Genomic DNA, 18406 nt, shown 5'->3' on the forward strand with positions numbered 1-18406 from the left:
TTCCTCAACACTCGCCGAAATCAGCGGCCGTCGTGCCGGAGAATTCCTGGACAGCATGCAAGGTCACGTTCTCGCTTTTCGTGCGCGGCAGTTCCTCCCCCACCGCAGGCTGGCAATCCCATGGTGCCGGCTCCCGTACCTGGCACCAGATGGGGTTTTGAATGGCCAGGTCGATCTGGCGTACGAGTTCCACCATGCCGTCATAGCCGGCGTAAGGGTGTTGGCGCTCCTGGTTGATGTCGAGCCAGGGTGTCTTGGCCTTCAGAGCGACGAATTGCGTGCGCCCGCCTGATAGCAGGATATCGGCCTTGTGTTCGGAGAGCATGGCGTAAAGCTCGCGCGCTGCCATCTGCTCGAATATATGGTTGTCGTCCTTGAGGATCTGCTTGATCCGCTCCTTGTCTTCGACGGTCGACTTCTTGACAGAGGTGCCGACGATCTCGATCCCGATCTCCATCAGCGCATGGACGACCGACCAGGACTTCACGCCGCCGGTGTTGAGCAGCACGCGCTTGCCTGCGAGCCTCGGCCGGTAGGCCGCTAGCTTCTTCCAGGCGATCGCCTCTTCCTCTGCAATCAATACCTGGGTGCGGCCGAGGATCTCCGGATCAGCACCCTGCTTCACGAGCAGCTCAGCTATGTTCCGGAGTGCATCCGAGGTATCGGTGATGCCGTAGAAGGAGCCCTCGAAAAACGGGATGCCCCAGCGCTCGTCCATCTTGCGGGCGAGATTGATGAGCGCGGTCGAGCACACCACCATAGCCGCCCGGGCGCGGTGCGCGCAGGCAATGTCGAAGTAACGCGCGTCACCCGGAATGCAGGCGCGCACCCGGATCCCGAGCCGATCCAGCAGCGGCTTCACCAGCCAGAATTCGCCTGAGAGGTTGAATTCGCCAAGGATGTTGATGTCGTAAGGGCCGGGATCGTCGGGCTCGGCCGTGCCGATGACATGATCGAGCAATGCCTCGCCGGCAAGCTTGTTGCCAAGATTCTTGGAGCCGGCGAAGCCCGGCGCATTGACCGGTACAACGGCCAAGCCGAACTTTTCCGCCGCGCGCTTGCAGACGGCCTCGATGTCGTCGCCGATCAGCGCCGTCACGCAGGTCGGATAAACGAAGATCGCCGGCGGCCCATACGCTTCCTTGATCTCGAGGATCGCTTTGAAAAGCTTCCGCTCGCCCCGCCCCATCACAACATCGAGTTCGGTGAGGTCGGTCGTGAAGCTCGTGCGCCACAGCGTTGGCCCGGACGAAGCCGCACCGCGGTTGTCCCAGGAATTGCCCTCGCAGGCGAGCGGCCCATGGACCAGGTGTGCGACGTCGGTGATCGGCTGCAGTACGATCTTGGCGCCATCGAAGGCACAGCCGCCGGCCGCCGCCCCGGGGGTCAGTGGCTTCGAACAGCCCTCCTTGCGCGCCTTGGCATCCTTGCCGCGGTTCTGCTCGCAGGCGGGCTCGTTGAAGACATCCTGGATTTTGGCTCTGAGCAAGGACATTGCGTCGGTCTCCAAAGTCCCTCGGGAAGACGACCGGCCAAAGCCGACCGTCATGCTTAGCGGGTGAGGTCATACGAGTAGTCCGTCACGCCCGTCTCGCTTGTCTCGCGATCGAGCTTGTCGAAGATCTTGTCGAGGATCGTCGTCAGGACGCGCAATCCGCCTTGGTAGCCCATGAGCGCAAACCGATGGTGATGGTGGCGGTCGAAGATCGGAAACGTCAGCCGGATCAGCGGCGTGCCCGTGTCGCGCTCCAGATACTTGCCATAGGAGTTGCCGATCAGCAGGTCCACCGGCTCGGTGAAGAGCAGCGAGCGCATCGCCCAGAGGTCCTTGCCCGCCCAGACTTGAGCACCGTTGCCGAAGGGCGATGATGCAAGCAGCTCCTTCAACTCCGCTTCCCACGCCGAGGTGCCGTTGGTCGCGAGGCAATGGGTCGGCTCGCCGCCCGTCTCCATGATGAAGCGGGCCATGGCGTAGACAAAGTCCGGATCGCCGTAGATGGCGTATTTTTTACCGTGCAGCCAGGATTGGCTGTCCGCCATGGCGTCGACAAGTCGGCCGCGCTCCAGGCGGAGTGCTTCGGGGATTTGCTTGCCGGAAATCGCGGAGACCTCCGTCAGGAAGTCGTCGGTCGCCTGAACTCCGAGCGGGTAATGGAACGAGGCAGTCGCCTGCCCTACCCCCTCGCAATACTCCAGTGTTTTTCGGGTGTTGTAATGCTGTAGCGAAAGTGTCGCCTCGGCGTTGAGTGCCTTCCTCACGTCTGCGATCTTCGTGCCGCCGTCATACATGCGGTATTCGCCGTCGGACGGCGTGTCGAACTGGTCAGAGGCGTCTTGGATGAAAGTATAAGACACGCCTATCAGATCGAGCAGGCGCTTGAGTTCCCGGTTGTTGCCAACACAGAAGCCGTCGAAACCCGGAATGACGTTGATGGTCCCCTCGGCTTCCGTTCGCTCCTCGCCTTTCCAGAAATGCTCCAAAATGCCCCTGACCGCAACGTCATAGCCGTCGACATGGCTGCCGACAAAGGCCGGCGTGTGGGCGAAGGGCACGTCGAAGTCGCGCGGGACCGAGCCTTCGTCCTTGGCGTTCTCGATGAAGCTGTGCAGGTCGTCGCCAATGACCTCCGCCATACAAGTGGTCGAGACGGCGATCATCTTCGGGTTGTAAAGTTGGTACGTGTTGGCGAGCCCGTCGACCATGTTCTTCAGGCCGCCGAACACTGCCGCGTCCTCGGTCATCGAGGAGGAAACCGCCGAAGCAGGCTCCTTGAAATGGCGCGAAAGGTGCGAGCGGTAATAGGCCACGCAGCCCTGGCTGCCGTGGACGAAGGACATCGTTCGCTCGAAGCCTGCGGCCGCGAACACCGCGCCGAGCGGCTGGCAGGCCTTGGCGGGGTTCACGACCAGGGCTTGGCGAGCAAGGTTCTTTTCGCGGTATTCCCACGTCTTGGTGAATTCGCCTTGGTCGGTAACGATCTGGTCCGGGTGAGGACATTCGAAATTCAGCCTCTTCTCCGCGAGCATCTGCCTGTATTCCGGCTCGCGGAACAGGGGCGCGTGGTCGAGAACTTTTTCAGCCGACTGCGGCATGGGCGGTTACCTCTTTGCATCTGGTCCGCCATACGGCGGCACAGGGACGTCGAAAGTTTCAGGTCTCCCGCGGACAAGCGGCCACAGGCGTTCATGGCCTCCCGGCTTCCGGGAGGCCAGGGTTTCATTCGGCTGCGATCGCCGCCGACGGCTCGGCTTTTTTCTTCCAGGGGGCGTCGTAGAGGTTCCAGACCGGGTTGTTGATGGCCAGATCCATATCGCGCGCGAAGATGGCGAACCCATCGTAGCCGTGATACGGGCCGGAATAATCCCAGGAATGCATTTGACGGAACGGTATGCCCATCTTCTGGACCGGGTACTTTTCTTTGATGCCGGAGCCAACGAGATCAGGACGGATCCCCTCGATGAACTTCTCCAGCTCGTAACCAGTCACGTCGTCGTAGATCAGAGTGCCCTTCTTCACGTAGTGGCCGGTACGCTGATAGTCGTCGTTATGGCCAAATTCGTAGCCAGTCCCGACGATCACCATGCCCAGGTCCTCATATGCCGTGACGACGTGACGGGGGCGCAGCCCGCCGACATAGAGCATCACCGTCCTGCCTTCGAGGCGCGGCCGGTACTTGGCTATGACCGCCTCGACCAGCGGCCGGTATTTGGCTATGACCGCCTCGGCGTTGGCCTCGATTTCCGGCCCGAAGTGCTTGGCTATCTTGCGCAGAGAGGCTTCGGTCTGGGAGGGGCCGAAGAAATTGTACTCCATCCAGGCGATGCCATACTTTTCCTCCATGTGCCGGCAGATGTAGTTCATCGACCTGTAGCAATGGATGAGATTGAGTTTCGCCTTTGGCGCTCGCTCTATTTCGACCAGGGTAGCGTCGCCCGACCAGTTGCCGACCACGCGCAGACCCATCTCTTCGAGCAGGATGCGCGAAGCCCAGGCGTCGCCGCCGATATTGTAGTCGCCGACCACATTGACATCGTACGGGCCGGCCTCGAACTCGAGGTCCTTCTTCTCGAACACCCAGTCGCGGATCGCGTCGTTGGCGATGTGGTGGCCGAGGGATTGCGAGACGCCGCGGAAGCCCTCGCAGCGCACCGGCACGATTGTCTTTTCGTGCTCCTTGGCCTTGTTGCGGGACACAGCTTCGGTGTCGTCGCCAATCAGGCCAATCGGGCATTCGGATTGCACAGTCATGCCCTTGTTCAGCGGAAACAGTTCCTCGATCTCGTCGATGATCCGTTCGAGCTTCTTGTCGCCGCCGAAAACAATGTCCTTCTCCTGGAAATCGGAGGTGAACTGCATGGTGACGAACGTGTCAATGCCGGTCGTGCCGATGTAGTAGTTGCGGCGCTGAGACCAGGAATATTGCCCGCAGCCTACCGGGCCGTGCGAAATATGGACCATATCCTTGACTGGACCCCACACCACGCCTTTCGAGCCGGCATAGGCGCAGCCGCGAATTGTCATCACGCCGGGGATGGACTTGATGTTCGATTTGACCTCGCATTCGGAAAGGACCTCGCTTTCCTCGCCAGCCTCGTCGCCGCTTTTTGCGACGCTGAGGTGCTTTTTGCGGCGCTTCGCCGACTTGTCAGGATATTGCGACAGCACTTCCTCGATTAGCCTCGCATGGAGGCCACCGTCATTCTCGTATTCCAGGCTCATGGGACCCCTTTCAAGGTTCAGGGTGACGCCTCACCGACGAGGCGCCGTTCTTTGAAAGACGCACCAGGTCAGGCGGCGCCTCATGTCGGCAGTTGTCGCTACTGTGCGGCCGCCTTAGCCGCTTCCTTGACCTGAAGCTCGGCAAGCATCTGCTCGTCCGTCTTCATGATGCCGAAGTCGAGCAGCATGTCCTCGAGCTCCTCCATGGTGATCGGGGTCGGGATGGTGCCCTGGCCCGAATTCCCATGGATCTTCTCGGCCAGCGCCCTGTATTCGCCGGCCTGCTTGGAGTCCGGCGCATACTGGATCACAGACATCTTCCTGAGCTCGGCGTGCTGGACGATGTTGTCGCGCGGCACGAAGTGGATAAGTTTGGAATTGAGCCTGGAAGCAAGCGCCTCGGCGAGGTCGAGTTCGCGGTCGGTTTGGCGCTCGTTGCAGATCAGGCCGCCGAGCCGCACGCCGCCCGAATGGGCGTATTTCAGGATACCCTTGGCGATGTTGTTGGCGGCATAGAGCGCCATCATCTCGCCGGACATGACGATATAGATTTCCTGGGCCTTGTTCTCGCGGATCGGCATCGCGAAACCGCCACACACCACATCCCCGAGCACGTCGTAGGAGACATAGTCGACGTCGTCGTAGGCGCCGTTCTCCTCGAGGAAGTTGATTGAGGTGATCACGCCGCGGCCGGCGCAGCCGACACCCGGCTCGGGCCCGCCCGACTCCACGCATTTGATGCCTTTGTACCCGACCTTGAGCACGTCCGCGAGTTCCAGGTCTTCCACCGAACCTTCCTCTGCCGCGAGGTGCAGCACCGTATCCTGCGCCTTCGCGTTCAGGATCAGGCGGGTGGAGTCGGCTTTGGGGTCGCAGCCGACGATGAGGATTCTCTGCCCGAGGTCGACAAGGGCGGCGAGCGTATTTTGGGAGGTGGTGGACTTGCCGATGCCGCCCTTGCCGTAAAAGGCGATCTGACGCAAACCTGACATGTAGCTTTCCTTCCTTCGTTCCATTCATCGCGGCTGCCGCGACATGAATGCCGGTCGGGCAGCTGTAGCCGCCTCGCACCTAAGGATCTCAAGACTCGTGCCAATTTGGCTGATCGAACCGAAGAATAATTTAATGGTTGCTTTTCAGGGGTTTAGCCTGAGGGCCAAAGAAAGGATCGTCGCAACAGACCGTGTAGCGGACCCGACAATGGCGACACAAAGCGTCGGATCGCGATCCTCAGTCACCGAATTCGTTTGAACCGCGTCGTTATGTTGAAGTGGACGAACAGCAGCTCGATCCTGTTGGGTGAATTGCGGGATGCTGTCTGTTCCGGCGAGCTGACGTGCTTGCTCACGCGTGTCATCGTGGACACTCCGCGGAATCTTGCGCCACGCTGGCATGCCTTCGATCCAGCCATCCATAGGGCCGCGGATCGAAAGTTCCGCTATATCAGCAACCCGAGGGGACTCGGCTCACTTATCGGCGCAGGAGTTCAGTATCGGCGTCATCGCCTTCACATGTTCGTCCATCCGCTCGAGCACTTTCGCTGCGACAACGTCGCGCTCAGGCAGATGCCACCAGTACTCGTTGACGAGTTTGACCGTCTCGACCACTGCCTTTAGGACTGCCGGCTCCGGAAGCCTTGCGCGGTTCGCAAATGCTTTCCATCGCGGTGCTGCTAGCGCCTTGAACGAGCGCTCTCCTCCAAGCGACAGCGCCATGGCGTCGGCGGGAATATATGGCACAGTGGACAGGACGTCGTAGATTGGTGCAAGCGCCGGCTTGTCGCCGTTTCCGGGATACATCAAAGACCAATTCTTCAGGTGCATGTCGCCATTGCCGGTGATGACGCTCAGTGCCAGGCGACGGACGAAATCGAGAGCCGCCGTAGGCGAGACGGCCACGCCAAGAGCCAAGGCTATGTCGTGATAAGCGGCCCCCTCATATTTGCGCGAGGGGTAGACACTGAAGACCTGAGCGAAATCCTCGATGTGTATCCTCTCGCCACCGGCGCCGCGATCGAAGCGTTTGACGAGAAGGACCTTGCCCTCCGACAGCGTATTGAATTCTTCGGGAACGCCCTCAAAATCGGACTTCTCGACCAGTTCGCATTCAGGAACCTCCATGCCGATTGCTGCTGCCAGCGCCAGGTTGGCGAATTCGTTCTCGGAAACGCCCGGAAACGCCGTCGAAGGGAACTTGGCAATGTACCGGCCCTGCTCGTCGTCCATCGGCAAGGTAAGGCCGCCGCCTTTTCCAATGTTCTTCATGACCGACAGCTTCATCTGCACGCCGGCAAGCGAGAACCGTGCCTTGGGGTGATCCTTTGAGCCATCCTTCGAAACCGTTATCGCGCCGTCACTGGGCAACGCCCGTACGGCTCCCGGCAGATCGGCGCCCAGTGCCGCTAAAAGATCGAAATCATTGCCTGGCCGCACATTGCCTTCGTGATGCCTTTCCATCGCCTCCCGCAATTTCTCCTCCGGCAGGAGGTTCGCGAAGAAAGCGGGCAAGGCGCTTGCCAGAGGCTTTGGATCTTTCCGCAATCCTCCCGTCGCTGCCCGGAACGACAGGCTGAGAACCGGAAAGCCGCCCGTCGCGCGGTAGGCGTCATCGAAGTTGAACGCATTGAAATCGCCCGGCGTCCTGACGATTGTGCCGATCTTCACTGCATTCAAGAGCACGTCCAGTGAGGGGATCGTCTTAGGTGCGCGAAAGACTGGAGCCATGATCGTCATCGTCAGGTTGAGAAACAAAGGCGGGTCGATCGTCATCATCATGCGGACGCAATAGAGCCTGGACAGCCGGCACCATGGCTTGCGGAACCAGCATCATTTCCAGACCGAGCGCGCGAGCGATATTCATGAGCGTCGTCGCACGCGCGGCTGCGGCTCCCTTTTCGATGTCGCGATATCGGGGACGGGATATACCCGCCAAATCGGCGACCTGCTCCTGCGTCATCGCAGCGGCCAACCTCGCCTGCCTGAAAAACCCACCGATTTCCCGTAGAATTTCCGATTGAGAGTCCATAACGCAACCTATACGATCTATTCCAATGCGCGATGGTACGCAAAGGTATCTCATCCAGCGAGTAGTTTCAATTCAATGATCTGTTTACATATCATATGTGAAGAAAATGATATTGAAAGAGATCAATCTTCCTCTCTCTTTAGCGCCGCGCGGCAACGTCGTTCCTCGAGAACTGAACCGCACCGGGTTTTCCGGAGGCCGTTTCGTTGAGTCACGCGGCCATGGCTGGGTCATACAGAATGGGGTAGTAGCGTTCCTCGGCTTCGGCCGGCGGAATGTTGCCGATGGCCTCCAGCAGCCGGCGATTGTTGAACCAATCGACCCAATCGAGCTACCGAACTCGACGGCTTCGAAGTTGCGCCATGGTCCGCGTCGATGGATCACCTCGGCCTTGTAAAGGCCGTTGAGCGTTTCGGCGAGAGCATTGTCGTAGCTGTCGCCGACGCTGCCTACCGAAGGCTCAACGCCGGCCTCCGCCAGGCGCTCGGTGTATCTGATAGAGTCGTATTGGGCGGCCTCTATCGCTGTGATGGATCAGCCTGCCCCCCTGCACGGGCCGCCGATCATGGAGAGCCTGTTCCAGAGCGTCCAGAACGAAGCTGGCATGCGCCGTCCGGCTCACCCGCCAGCCGACGATCCTTCGCGCATAGGTGTCGATGACAAAGGCGACATAGAGCCCGTCCAGGTCGCGACGCAGGTCAAGTCGGAGACCCACAGCATGTTCGGCGCCGGGGCATGGAACTGGCGATTAACGTGATCGAGAGGGCAAGGTGCGGCCTTGTCGCTCACCGTGGTGCGGATCGGCTTGCCGCGGATGATGCCCTCAAGACCCATGGCCCTCATCAGTGGGGCAACCGTGCAGCGGGCGACGTCGAGCCCTCACGCTGTAACTCCCGCCAGACCTTGCGAACGCCGTAGACGCGGAAGTTGGCCTCGAACACGCGTCGGACCTCATCCTTCAAGGCCAGGGCCTCATCCCGCTTCGCCCGAGCCGACAGCCGGGAAGGATCGATGCGCTTGGCGACATGGTCGTGGCAGCTCGACGGGGCGATCGGCAGCACCTTCCAGATCGGCTCGACCCGATGCGGTTGCCACGTCCGAAGGCACGCCGGCGAGCACGGTTCATACAGCTGCTGTGGCCACCGTCCACCGGCTTTTCTTCCTAATAGGCCTAGTGCATGCGTCGCTGCAGACGGCCAACTGAAAGAACATTCAGCCAACGGCTATTTGACCTCGGCGCCGATGCGCTCGACGGTGGTCCTATGAAAGAGACGGGCTGCTTCAGATGCCGCACAGCCTTCATTTAGCTGAGTCGAGCGATTTCGGAGCGCTGATTGGGTTTGTTTCGGACGGCGTCCACCCTTTCGCCCGCGTTCGCGGGCTGCCTGTAACCGGGGCACCGTGGGCATTTTTAGAATAATACCCGCTAAGGTAATTCGAAGTTGTTTGGATTGACCGGTTAGCTCGGATCGGCCTGGAGCGTTCCCGGGTCGGTCAATCTCGTTCCAGAGATAGTCTTTGGTGATGCGATATGAGCCAAGGAGCGGTGCGACCTGGGAGAGCAATTCGAGGGAATATCGATGCCTTGGCCTGGACATAACCGACAGGGGCTGAGATGACGGTAAGCGCGTAGGCTAGGCCCCGTGTCAGCATCACCAAAGCTGACAACCCTTGGACGGCTCGCAGCGTCGGGGACGACTATGGGGTGGCGACAAGGCGCAGCTTGAGGTGCCCAGACCGGCGCTTGAGAAGGCTCTAACTCAGGCTGGCTAGACCTCCGACCCGACAAGCTAACAGAAAGACGCAACGCACCGTTCGAGTTTATTGCTGGCAACAAGCCGGCTCCCCAATTAGAGGATTTCCCGGCTTAATTTCCAGCGTCGACTTGACTGCAAAAGACTTTCGCTGGAAGTGTCGACCTAGATTCGGGGGGCTCCATAAAATGGCAAGCAAGGCAAAATCGCGGAAGCGCGTTGGAACTCTAGAAGACCGGTTTATGGACGCCGTTAGAGAATTGTCGGGGGGCGGAAAAGTGAGCGTTAAGAACGCAGCCCTTTTCAATAAACTGGGTTGGATAGAAGAACGTTACACGACAACTAAGGACCGCCTGAGGAAGAATGGACTGATAAGAGGAGGTCCCGGTGGGACTATGTCCCTCCCCCAAAATGCGGCTAGCCCCAGTCCCAAGCCTCTCAAGGCGTTTATCTCCTACTCGCATGCAGATGCGGCTATCAAGGTTGACCTTCTAAAGCACCTTACGCCGCTGAGCCGACTTGGTCTTGTCGAGGCTTGGCACGATGGCGAAATCGAGACTGGCGACAAATGGGCGGACGCCATCAAGGGCAATCTAGAGAGCGCCGACATTATCATCCTCGTGATAAGCGTTGACTTTATCAACTCGCGTTATTGCAACCAGATTGAGCTAACTCACGCGATGGAGAGAGAGGCCAACAACACGACGGTTGTTATTCCAGTGATCGCGAGAAATTGCCTGTGGCAGGAAGAGCTCTTCGGGTCTTTTCAGGCGACCCTCAAGGGTACATCGATCGCAAGTTTCAAGGACCGCGACGAAGCTCTGACTTTGGTCGCGGCAGATATCAAGGAAAAAGCCCTTTCCATGCTTGCCAAAAAGAACGGGGTTGCTCCTTCCTAGATGTGCAATCTGCACAACATCACCACGTCGCAAGAAGCCATACGCCAGTGCACCAGGGCTCTGCGCGACCATCTCAGGCAACCTGAACCGTCCATCGACATCTACCCCAACCAGCCCCCAACCAGCCCGGTCCGGTGGTCCGCAATGCGGCAGACGGGCAACGTGAAGTCGCCAACCTGATTTGGGGAATGCCGACACCGCTCGAACTGGTCAAGGGCAAGGCCGACTACGGCACGACCAATATCCGCAACCCACAACACGGCCATTGGCAGCAGTACCGTTGGGGTTGAGCATCGCTGTGTGGTGCCTGTGACGAGTTTCTCGGAGCCCAGCCCAACACCCGGCATTCCATCTCGGCCTCGAGCACCTCCTGCATCACCGCACGGAGAACTTCGTGCAATCCATCCGGGTTCGAAAGCAAAATGTCTTTGACGGCAAGCGCTGGCGGTCTTAACTTCAGTCTTGGTCATGGTGGCGTTCCTTCGCGGGAAATCAGGTGACGTGAACAATCACCAGCCTGCCATGACGGCCCCCTCTCAGCGAATTTGCAGAACTCTCAGCACACTATCGGGGCAATGTGGATCGGTGCCTAATTTGCATAACGCCAAGCAAACACAAGGGATTGAGGCTGGCTTACCTTCTCCGTTGCTTGCAGGAATACTCCTTCATTGCAATGGATTTGCGCCATCTGCTCCTGCCGGTCTCCCGCCGCACCTGGTGTTCCGGCCCTGTCAGGGGCTCGGCTCGATCGGCGTGACCACCCTGATCAAGCATCGACATAGCCGTCGAATACCGCTTTACTCTCGGCTGTCCAGTCGGGCGTGGCGGGGCGCTTCCCTGATCACGAAGCAGCACCCGAACAAGCCCGTGACCAGCGCGTCCTCGCTTCCGAGACTTTCTCACTCAGTAAGGCTATGCGCCCGCCGCCACCTGCGGGCTACGCCGGCATCAACCGGCGGGCAGATGGGCCGAGGGCAATAAGCGGGCCTGGCGCAACGCCCCCAGATCAGCCGAGCCGGTGCAGAAGCAGGCGACGGCCAACTGGCGGATGACGATCTCGAAATGCGCGACAACTGCCTCGGTGGATACCGTAGCCGCGCGCAGCACGCCGGCTGCCTGCCCGGCGATGTCCGCGCCGAGGCGGATAGCCTTGGCCACGTCGACGCCGTCGCTGATCCCGCCCGACGCGATCAGCTTCACCGCTGGCAGCGCCCGACGTACCGCCTGCACGCTGGCCGGGGTCGCAATCCCCCAATCGGCGAACGCCATCGCCACTGCGCGGTCGGCGGCATCGCGGGCGCGCTCGCCCTCCACCGCGGCCCAACTGGTGCCGCCGGCGCCGGCGACATCGATCACCGCCACGCCCGCCTGAACGAGCGCACAAGCCACCGAGGGAGAGAGGCCCGACCCCACTTCCTTGGCCACGATCGGCACGCCGACGCTACGTGCGGCGCGAGCGATCTGGGCCAGGACGCCGCGCCAGTCGCGGTCGCCCTCCGGCTGTACCGCTTCCTGCAGCGGATTGAGATGGACGATGAGTCCATCGGCCTCCAGTGCATCCACCGCCCGGCGGGCAAGGTCCAGGCCGTCGGGCTGGCGCAGTTGCGCGGCGCCGATATTGGCCAGCAAGGGAACGTCTGGGGCGAGGCGGCGCAGCGCGCGCGTCAGCCCCTGGGAGTTGCGGGATTGCAGGCTCACGCGCTGCGAACCGACGCACATGGCGATCCCCAAGGCTTGCGCTGCCTCGCTCAGATGCCGGTTAATGGCCTCGGCGCGTGGCATGCCGCCGGTCATGGAGCTGATCAGCAGAGGCGCGCGCATGGTCTTGCCCAGCAGCGAGGCGCTGAGGTCGATCTGCGTCAGATCCAACTCGGGCAATGCGCAGTGTTCGAAGCGAATGTACTCCCAGCCGGCGGCCTTGGCCCGTGCCGTTCGACTATCCAGCACGATGTCCAGGTGGTCGTCCTTGCGCCGGCTCAGGTTGGTGTCGCTGATGCTCGCTCCATCCGCCGCATCGGGCGACGGCGTTGCGTCGGATCGGACCGACGGGAGCGCGCGCAAGCCGCCGCTTCCCGCGCGTTCAGGCCGGCGCACGCTGGCCTCCCTCCGCAGCGTCGCTGCGGTAGCGGCTGGTTGAGGTCTCGTAGTACTGCGCGCGGATGGCCGCCATGGCGTCGATCAACGGTCCCCACGGCGCGGGAAAGCGTTCTTGCGCCATCACCCGGTGCAGCATGCGCGTATGGCCGGCCAGCTCGTCGTTGAGGAACTCCACCACAGGCATAGCCGGATAGCGCTGCAGCAGCAGGATCGCCGCGTTAGCTCCCTCGCCGGCCGACCTATCCTTTTCGCGTCCATGCAGATCGTTCTGCAAGCGCCCTATCGCGGAGATGAGCCGCAGGACCTGGCGAAACGCCGGATGCGCGCGCAAGGTCGCCATGTCCAGCCCCCACAGCAACGACAGGCAACAGAACACGTTCGTGTAGGCGATCGAGTCCACGCCGTTCTGCAAGTACTCGGCGTAGGACCATCGCTCCGCCCCTGCCGCCTGCGCGTGTCCGGCACGCAGCGCCGCGCAGTAGCACCGGGTATCCTCGAGAAGCTGGGCATAGTCGCGACGATCGTAGGCGAGCGCGGCGAGCGAAGCGCGCAGCACGGCACAGCCCTCGAATCCGGGGAGCGCGCACGGCACGCCCTGCCCCAGCGCCTGCTCCACCGCGGCGAGCTGCTCCGGCGCGATCAGGTCAAGGTCGTTGCAATCGTCCAGCCAGAACAGCAGCGCCAGTTCGCGATAGAACGCCACGATCAGCGTCTCGTCCAGCGGATCGCGGCCGGTGCGGGCGCTGGTGTCGCGCAGGCTCGGCTGGATGCGCTGCAGGATGTACTGGCCGCCCCGGACTGCTTCCACGCCATGCTCGTCGGCGAACCCGGTCAGGGAACGCCCCCACTCCAGCACCTGTTGCAGCGCGCGATGGGTCGGGATCATGGCCCCGCTCCTGCTCCCTCGGCCGAGACGCGCCGCCCCCAACGAAGCGCCAGCCACAACCCGGCGAGTTCGGCCACGCGCACCACCCGGGTGGGGCAATACAGTTCCTTGCCGATCCACAGCGGTGTCTGGGGCAGTGAGTGCGCTGCGTGGCGGGCGAGCATCCACTTCAGCGCACCCGCCACCGCCTGCGCGATGCGCCGGCGTCCTGCCGGCTCTTCGCTCCCGTCCATCACGTGCAACGCGAACAGCGCATAGGCGGTTTCCTCGAATGTGGACGCGCGACCGGCGCCCCAGCCGCCGTCATCGCGCTGCGCCTGCAGCAGCGCTGTCAGCGCGCGCTCCTCGCGCCACTGGGGCTTGCCTTGCGCGAGCGCAGCAATCGCATGCGCGGTGGGATACAGCCACGAAACGTGCCATTTTTCGTTGTCCCATAGACCGTGCGGGTTGCGATTGGCCTCGACGTAGGCGCTGGTGCCGGCGGCGAGTTTTCCTAACATTCGCAACGCATGCAGGGCATGGATGTTGGTCGACACCGAGGCATTGCGCTCGCCCGGGAAGGTGACGAAGAGCTCGCCGGTTTCGAACTGGTGCAACGCGTCGGCCGCCGGGTCGCGGCCTGCAAGGCGAAGGACGCACAACGCAACGGCGGTGTCGTCCGCATCGGCCGCGAAGTGCAAGGCAGGGCCCAGACCGCGGACTCCGAGGCGGGCGTCGAACTGCGCGATGATCACTTGCACCGCCTCGGCGAGCGCGGGATGCGCGAACAGACCGGCCAGATGCAGGGTGTACAGCGACCAGCATGGCTCGAACACATTGATCGGCCAGACGTTGGGAACGACACCTTCGATGCCGGTGCGCGTCGCCCGCGATGCCGCCTGCAGATACCCGTCGGTGCGCCCGACCTGCGCCGTTCTTCCCTGTGTCACGGCGTGCGCACGCCACGCGGCGGTGGCCGCCGGACTGATGCCGATGCTGCCGTCGTCGTCCGGGCATGCGGTGGCAGGCGACGCCCCCCAGGCTTCCCAGGAGTGCAGCAACGGATGGCCGCTCGGCAAGGTCGCCACAGCCCCCAGCTTGACCAGGCGTGCTTGCCGCAACGGCAACAGCGCCGGGTGGCGCGGAAACGCCAAGGCGCCCAGCAAGGATGCGGCCTCGTCGCACAACTGCGGCAGGATCAGCTCCGCGCCGATGGGCGCGTCTTCCGGCACCGCATGCGCGTAGGGATCGGGCTGGCGCTCGAGGAACCGGATTGCAGCCTGGACTGCGTCGGCGGCGCCGGGAAGAGGATCGGCACGCTGCAATGCCAGCAGCGCCGCCCAGGTGGGCGCATGGCGAAACAGCGGGAAGTCCGCACCTCCCCATCCGCCATCGGCCTGTTGCTGCGCGATGAGCCACGCATATGCCTCGTGCCGACCGGTGACTTTGCCGTCGAACTGCAGAGCTCGCGCCGTGTCGTATACGGAAGGACCGACGCTGCCGCCGTCGCTCATCTCGCTCAGCAGGTGGCGCAATTCGGAAAGGATCTGTTCGGACAGCGCGTTCACGCGGGATTTTCCTTCTGCAGAGGGCTATGAGAACAGAAACGGGCAGACGCCGCGCACGTCGCCGCCGACACGGACACAGTGCAGCATGCAGCGCCCGCCGGCCGATCGCAGCAGCACAGCGGCAAGTCCTTATGGATGGGCGCGCTCATGCGTATGGCGCGGACAGATAGACGTTGGCCCGCTGCAGCATCTGCGCCAACCCTTCCGCACGCGCCCCCAGAGGGGCGATGGCCTCCCCGGCGTCGTGCAACAAAAACAGCGCGAACTGGCGCGCTGCCTGCAACCCCATGATCGACGCGCAGGTCGGCTTCTGCGCGGCCGCGTCCTTGCCGGGGGTCTTGCCAAGAGTCGCGGTATTCGCCGTCGCGTCGAGAATGTCGTCGGCCACCTGCAACGCCAGGCCAAAACAGGCGGTGTAGCGATCGAGTGCACTGTACAGCGTAGTGTGCGCGGCATCCTCCGCGATGGAGTATAGCGCGCCCATGCGAACCGACGCGCGCACTAGCGCTCCGGTTTTCATCCGGTGCATCGCCAGGATCCTGTCCAGCCCGGCGTGCTTTCCGACCAGCGACAAATCCATGGCCTGCCCGCCTGCGGCACCCTCGGCGGACACCGCCTGCGCCAGTTCACGCACGAGCGCGATACGATTGTCGCCCGGCGCATCCAGGCTCGCCAGGGTCAGGAAGGCGTGGGCCTGCAGCGCATCGCCGACCAGGATCGCAGTGGCTTCGCCGAACTTTACGTGCACGGTCGGAAGGCCGCGGCGAAGCACGTCGTCGTCCATCGCGGGCAGGTCGTCGTGGACCAGGGTACAGGCGTGCATCATCTCGATGGCGGCACCGACGTCGTCGAGCATGTGCGCCGGCGTGCCCGCCAGTGCGCCGGCAGCCAGACAGAGCAAGGCTCTGGTGCGCTTCCCGCCATGCAAGGTGGCGTAGCGCATGGCTGCCATCAGCTCTGTCTTACCGTCGTCTTCGGCGCAGAGCAGACGCGCCAGCGCCTGTTCGACCCGCTTTGCGCCGTCCTGCATCCAGATCTCCGGGAGCAGCCCGCCAGATGCGCCGCGCGCCTGCGCGCCCAACCCGCCGAATGCGGAAACGCCAGTTCGGTCGTCGTGTATTGTGGAACCGGTTTGCATGTTGTTCATGTCCTTGTAGCTGAGACGGCCACGGCGAGCGCAAGTCGTCACACGAGTGCGTGCGCTGAGTGCAGCAATGCCGCGCCCCGCCGGCGCCGCTGCCTTGCCACACAGGGCGTGCGACGCCAGCTCATGAGAAGCCTATGCGGATTGCCATGGACGGATGTGCGGTCGGGTAATAGCGCCGGCCTTTTTCGACGTCGCTCAGCAACTGCGGCCGCACCCCGGCCTTGTGCATGGTCAGCGCCAAGGCGATGCAGAACTGCACCATTTCCAGCCATACCAGGTGGTAGCCGATGCAGACGTGTGGGCCGGTACCGAACTGCAGCATGTCCACGGGCCGGACCGGTTCTGTGCGTAGCAGCCACCGCGCCAGGCGGAACTGATCAGGCGCCTCGTGCAGCAGCGCCGAGGTCGAGAAATGCAGCAGCGGGATGCATAGGTGGGTGCCCGCGGGAATACGCCGTTGGCCGAGTTGCAATTCCTGAAGCGCGCGACGCGGCAGGAGCGTGGTCGCCGGATGCAGGCGCAGTGTCTCGCGGAACAGCGCCTCGGCGACCGGACACTGCGCCAGGTCCGCGTGCCGGGTCGGCACCGCGCCCACGCGTTGCGCCTCCTCGACCAGGGCGTCCCACAGCACAGGCTGCCGCGCCAGCTCGATCACGATCCAGGCCATCGTCGAGGCAGTGGTGTCGTGACCGGCAAGCAGCAGCAAGCGAATATTCGCGACCAGGACGTCATCGGAGAGCGGACCGTCGCTGCTGTCAAAAGCGCTCACCATGTCGTTGATGAACCCGGTGCGCGCGGCATGCGCGCGCGCATCGCGGACGAACCGGCGCAACTGCGCGTCGATCCAGTCGCGGGCGGAGCGGCCGCGCCGCAAAGGCAATCCGGGCAGGTCGACCGGTGGCGCGATGATCAACTGCAGCAATTGCCGGTACTTGCGATGCCATCCCGGCAGGTCCTGCGCGGGGATTCCCATGAGGCTGAAGATGAGCTTCAGCATCAGGTCGCCGGTCTCGCGCAGGATAGTTACCTCGCCGCAGGCGCGCCACGCCTGCACCCGCGCCTGGATGACCGGCGCGAACACGTCGCCGATCCCGGCCTGGGTCAGCCCCTTGGGCAAGAACGCTGTCTTGATGGCATCGCGAGCCTGCCGGTGAGCGCCGCCGTCCAGGGCAACCAACGTTCCGCCAAGCAATTCGGGCGCGATCTCTTCGATCAGCGCCGAGGACACGTCCTTGTGCTTGAGCAGAGAGAATGCGTCCGGATCCACACAGGTCATCAGATGTCCGGCAGGGCCGAAATCCAGCCAGAAGTGGCTGCCCAGCGTCCGTTCTGCGCGTTGCAGCAGGCGCGGCAGGTCGCAGACAATGGCGGGAAGATGCCCGACCAGGGGGAAAGCGCCGGGCATGACCGGGATGTCGGATCGCAGCCGGTGCCGACGGTTGAGTGGGTTGAGCAGTATGTCCATCAGCAGCGCGCCGCCGTCGCCGATTCGGTATCGCCGGCAGGGCGCGCGGCGCAGCTGTTGCCACCGTCCGCGTATGTCGGCACATGCGCCAGCATGCCGCCATCGATGCACACGACCTGGCCGGTGATGAACGCAGCATCGGCGGAGAGCAGGAACGCCACGAGCGCGGCCACGTCCTCGGGGCGGCCGACGCGCTGCAGGAGCTGGTGCCGGCGCAGATGCCGTTGCATGCACTCGTCCAGCTTGGCGAGGAGACGCTCGGTCATGATAAGACCCGGCGCAACCGCGTTGCAGCGAATCTGCGCATGACCGTACTGGGTGGCGAGCGAAGCCGAGAGCATGTTCATCGCCGCCTTCGACGCGCCATAGGACGTCTGCGCCGTGTCACCGCTGAGCCCTTGGCACGACGACATGTTGACGATCGCGCCACCGCCGCGGGCGACCATCCGTGGGATGGCCTGCCGGCAGCAGAGCAGCGTGCCGCGCAGATTGGTCGCCATGGTCTGGTCCCAGACTGCCAGGTCCAGGTCGAGGATCGCGCAGTCGCGCGGGGTCAGATGCATGGCGCTCGCATTGTTAACCAGCAGGTCCACCCCCCCGAAGTGCCGCTCCGCCGTCTCGAACAGTGCTGCCACCGCCTGGTCATCGGCGATATCCATGGCTATGGGCAGCGCGTGGCCTGCATCGGCCGCGATCTGCGCGGTGCAGGCGATGGCCGCCGAGCCATCAATGTCGGCCACCACCACTCTGCCGCCCCCGCGCGCGATGGCGAGAGCGCATGCCTTGCCGATGCCGGCGCCGGCGCCGGTCACCACGGCCACCTTGCCTTCAAACCGTCCCATCGTGCCTCCTGAATTGCATTGTTCT

General features: G+C 62.8%; 13 protein-coding genes and 2 pseudogenes. 1 reads left to right on the forward strand and 14 read right to left on the reverse strand.

Going from position 1 to position 18406, the window contains the following annotated elements; all coding sequences use genetic code 11:
* Positions 1–4: 4 nt before the first annotated feature.
* From nifE to NKJ78_RS25415, 7 genes and pseudogenes are all read right to left on the reverse strand, one after another.
* Positions 5–1495, reverse strand: a complete 1491-nt coding sequence (nifE, locus tag NKJ78_RS25385) for a nitrogenase iron-molybdenum cofactor biosynthesis protein NifE (protein ID WP_352562690.1) — start codon at positions 1493–1495, stop codon at positions 5–7.
* Positions 1496–1551: 56 nt separating this feature from the next.
* Positions 1552–3093: a nitrogenase molybdenum-iron protein subunit beta gene (gene nifK, locus NKJ78_RS25390; RefSeq protein ID WP_352562691.1), complete on the reverse strand. Its 1542-nt coding sequence runs from the start codon at positions 3091–3093 to the stop codon at positions 1552–1554.
* Between the two features lie 124 nt (positions 3094–3217).
* Positions 3218–4720, reverse strand: coding sequence for a nitrogenase molybdenum-iron protein alpha chain (gene nifD, locus NKJ78_RS25395; protein WP_352562692.1), 1503 nt, complete (start codon positions 4718–4720; stop codon positions 3218–3220).
* Positions 4721–4818: 98 nt separating this feature from the next.
* Entirely contained in the window at positions 4819–5712 is an 894-nt protein-coding gene (gene nifH / locus NKJ78_RS25400; RefSeq protein WP_023706403.1) for a nitrogenase iron protein, read from the reverse strand.
* A gap of 474 nt (positions 5713–6186) precedes the next feature.
* Entirely contained in the window at positions 6187–7443 is a 1257-nt protein-coding gene (locus NKJ78_RS25405; RefSeq protein ID WP_031196837.1) for a type II toxin-antitoxin system HipA family toxin, read from the reverse strand.
* Entirely contained in the window at positions 7418–7744 is a 327-nt protein-coding gene (locus tag NKJ78_RS25410) for a helix-turn-helix domain-containing protein (RefSeq protein WP_023690557.1), read from the reverse strand. Before NKJ78_RS25410 ends, NKJ78_RS25405 begins: the two co-directional genes overlap by 26 nt.
* A 211-nt stretch (positions 7745–7955) precedes the next feature.
* Positions 7956–8823 (reverse strand): annotated as a pseudogene (locus NKJ78_RS25415) (IS3 family transposase); the annotation flags it as partial.
* A gap of 863 nt (positions 8824–9686) precedes the next feature.
* Between NKJ78_RS25415 and NKJ78_RS25420 the strand changes: the two are divergent.
* On the forward strand, positions 9687–10397 hold the full coding sequence (locus tag NKJ78_RS25420; protein ID WP_352562693.1) for a toll/interleukin-1 receptor domain-containing protein: 711 nt from the start codon (positions 9687–9689) through the stop codon (positions 10395–10397).
* A gap of 346 nt (positions 10398–10743) precedes the next feature.
* Here the strand turns inward: NKJ78_RS25420 and NKJ78_RS25425 are convergent.
* From NKJ78_RS25425 to NKJ78_RS25455, 7 genes and pseudogenes are all read right to left on the reverse strand, one after another.
* A pseudogene (locus NKJ78_RS25425) lies at positions 10744–10867 on the reverse strand (IS256 family transposase); the annotation flags it as partial.
* A gap of 478 nt (positions 10868–11345) precedes the next feature.
* Positions 11346–12392, reverse strand: a complete 1047-nt coding sequence (fni, locus tag NKJ78_RS25430; protein ID WP_352562723.1) for a type 2 isopentenyl-diphosphate Delta-isomerase — start codon at positions 12390–12392, stop codon at positions 11346–11348.
* Between the two features lie 85 nt (positions 12393–12477).
* Complete coding sequence (locus tag NKJ78_RS25435; protein WP_023708849.1) at positions 12478–13380, reverse strand: terpene synthase family protein; 903 nt, start codon at positions 13378–13380, stop codon at positions 12478–12480.
* The gene (locus NKJ78_RS25440; RefSeq protein ID WP_352562694.1) at positions 13377–14927 is read right to left on the reverse strand and encodes a hypothetical protein; all 1551 of its coding nucleotides are present in this window, start codon (positions 14925–14927) and stop codon (positions 13377–13379) included. The genes NKJ78_RS25435 and NKJ78_RS25440 overlap by 4 nt, the downstream gene beginning before the upstream one ends.
* 145 nt (positions 14928–15072) lie before the next feature.
* Positions 15073–16074 carry a polyprenyl synthetase family protein gene (locus tag NKJ78_RS25445; RefSeq protein ID WP_352562695.1) on the reverse strand — a complete coding sequence of 334 codons (1002 nt, stop codon included), beginning with the start codon at positions 16072–16074 and terminating at the stop codon, positions 15073–15075.
* Between the two features lie 121 nt (positions 16075–16195).
* Positions 16196–17539, reverse strand: a complete 1344-nt coding sequence (locus NKJ78_RS25450) for a cytochrome P450 (protein ID WP_352562696.1) — start codon at positions 17537–17539, stop codon at positions 16196–16198.
* The gene (locus NKJ78_RS25455) at positions 17539–18381 is read right to left on the reverse strand and encodes an SDR family oxidoreductase (RefSeq protein WP_352562724.1); all 843 of its coding nucleotides are present in this window, start codon (positions 18379–18381) and stop codon (positions 17539–17541) included. The genes NKJ78_RS25450 and NKJ78_RS25455 overlap by 1 nt, the downstream gene beginning before the upstream one ends.
* Positions 18382–18406 lie beyond the last annotated feature (25 nt).

The sequence above is a fragment of the Mesorhizobium sp. M0037 genome, from assembly GCF_040323635.1.
Lineage (GTDB): Bacteria > Pseudomonadota > Alphaproteobacteria > Rhizobiales > Rhizobiaceae > Mesorhizobium.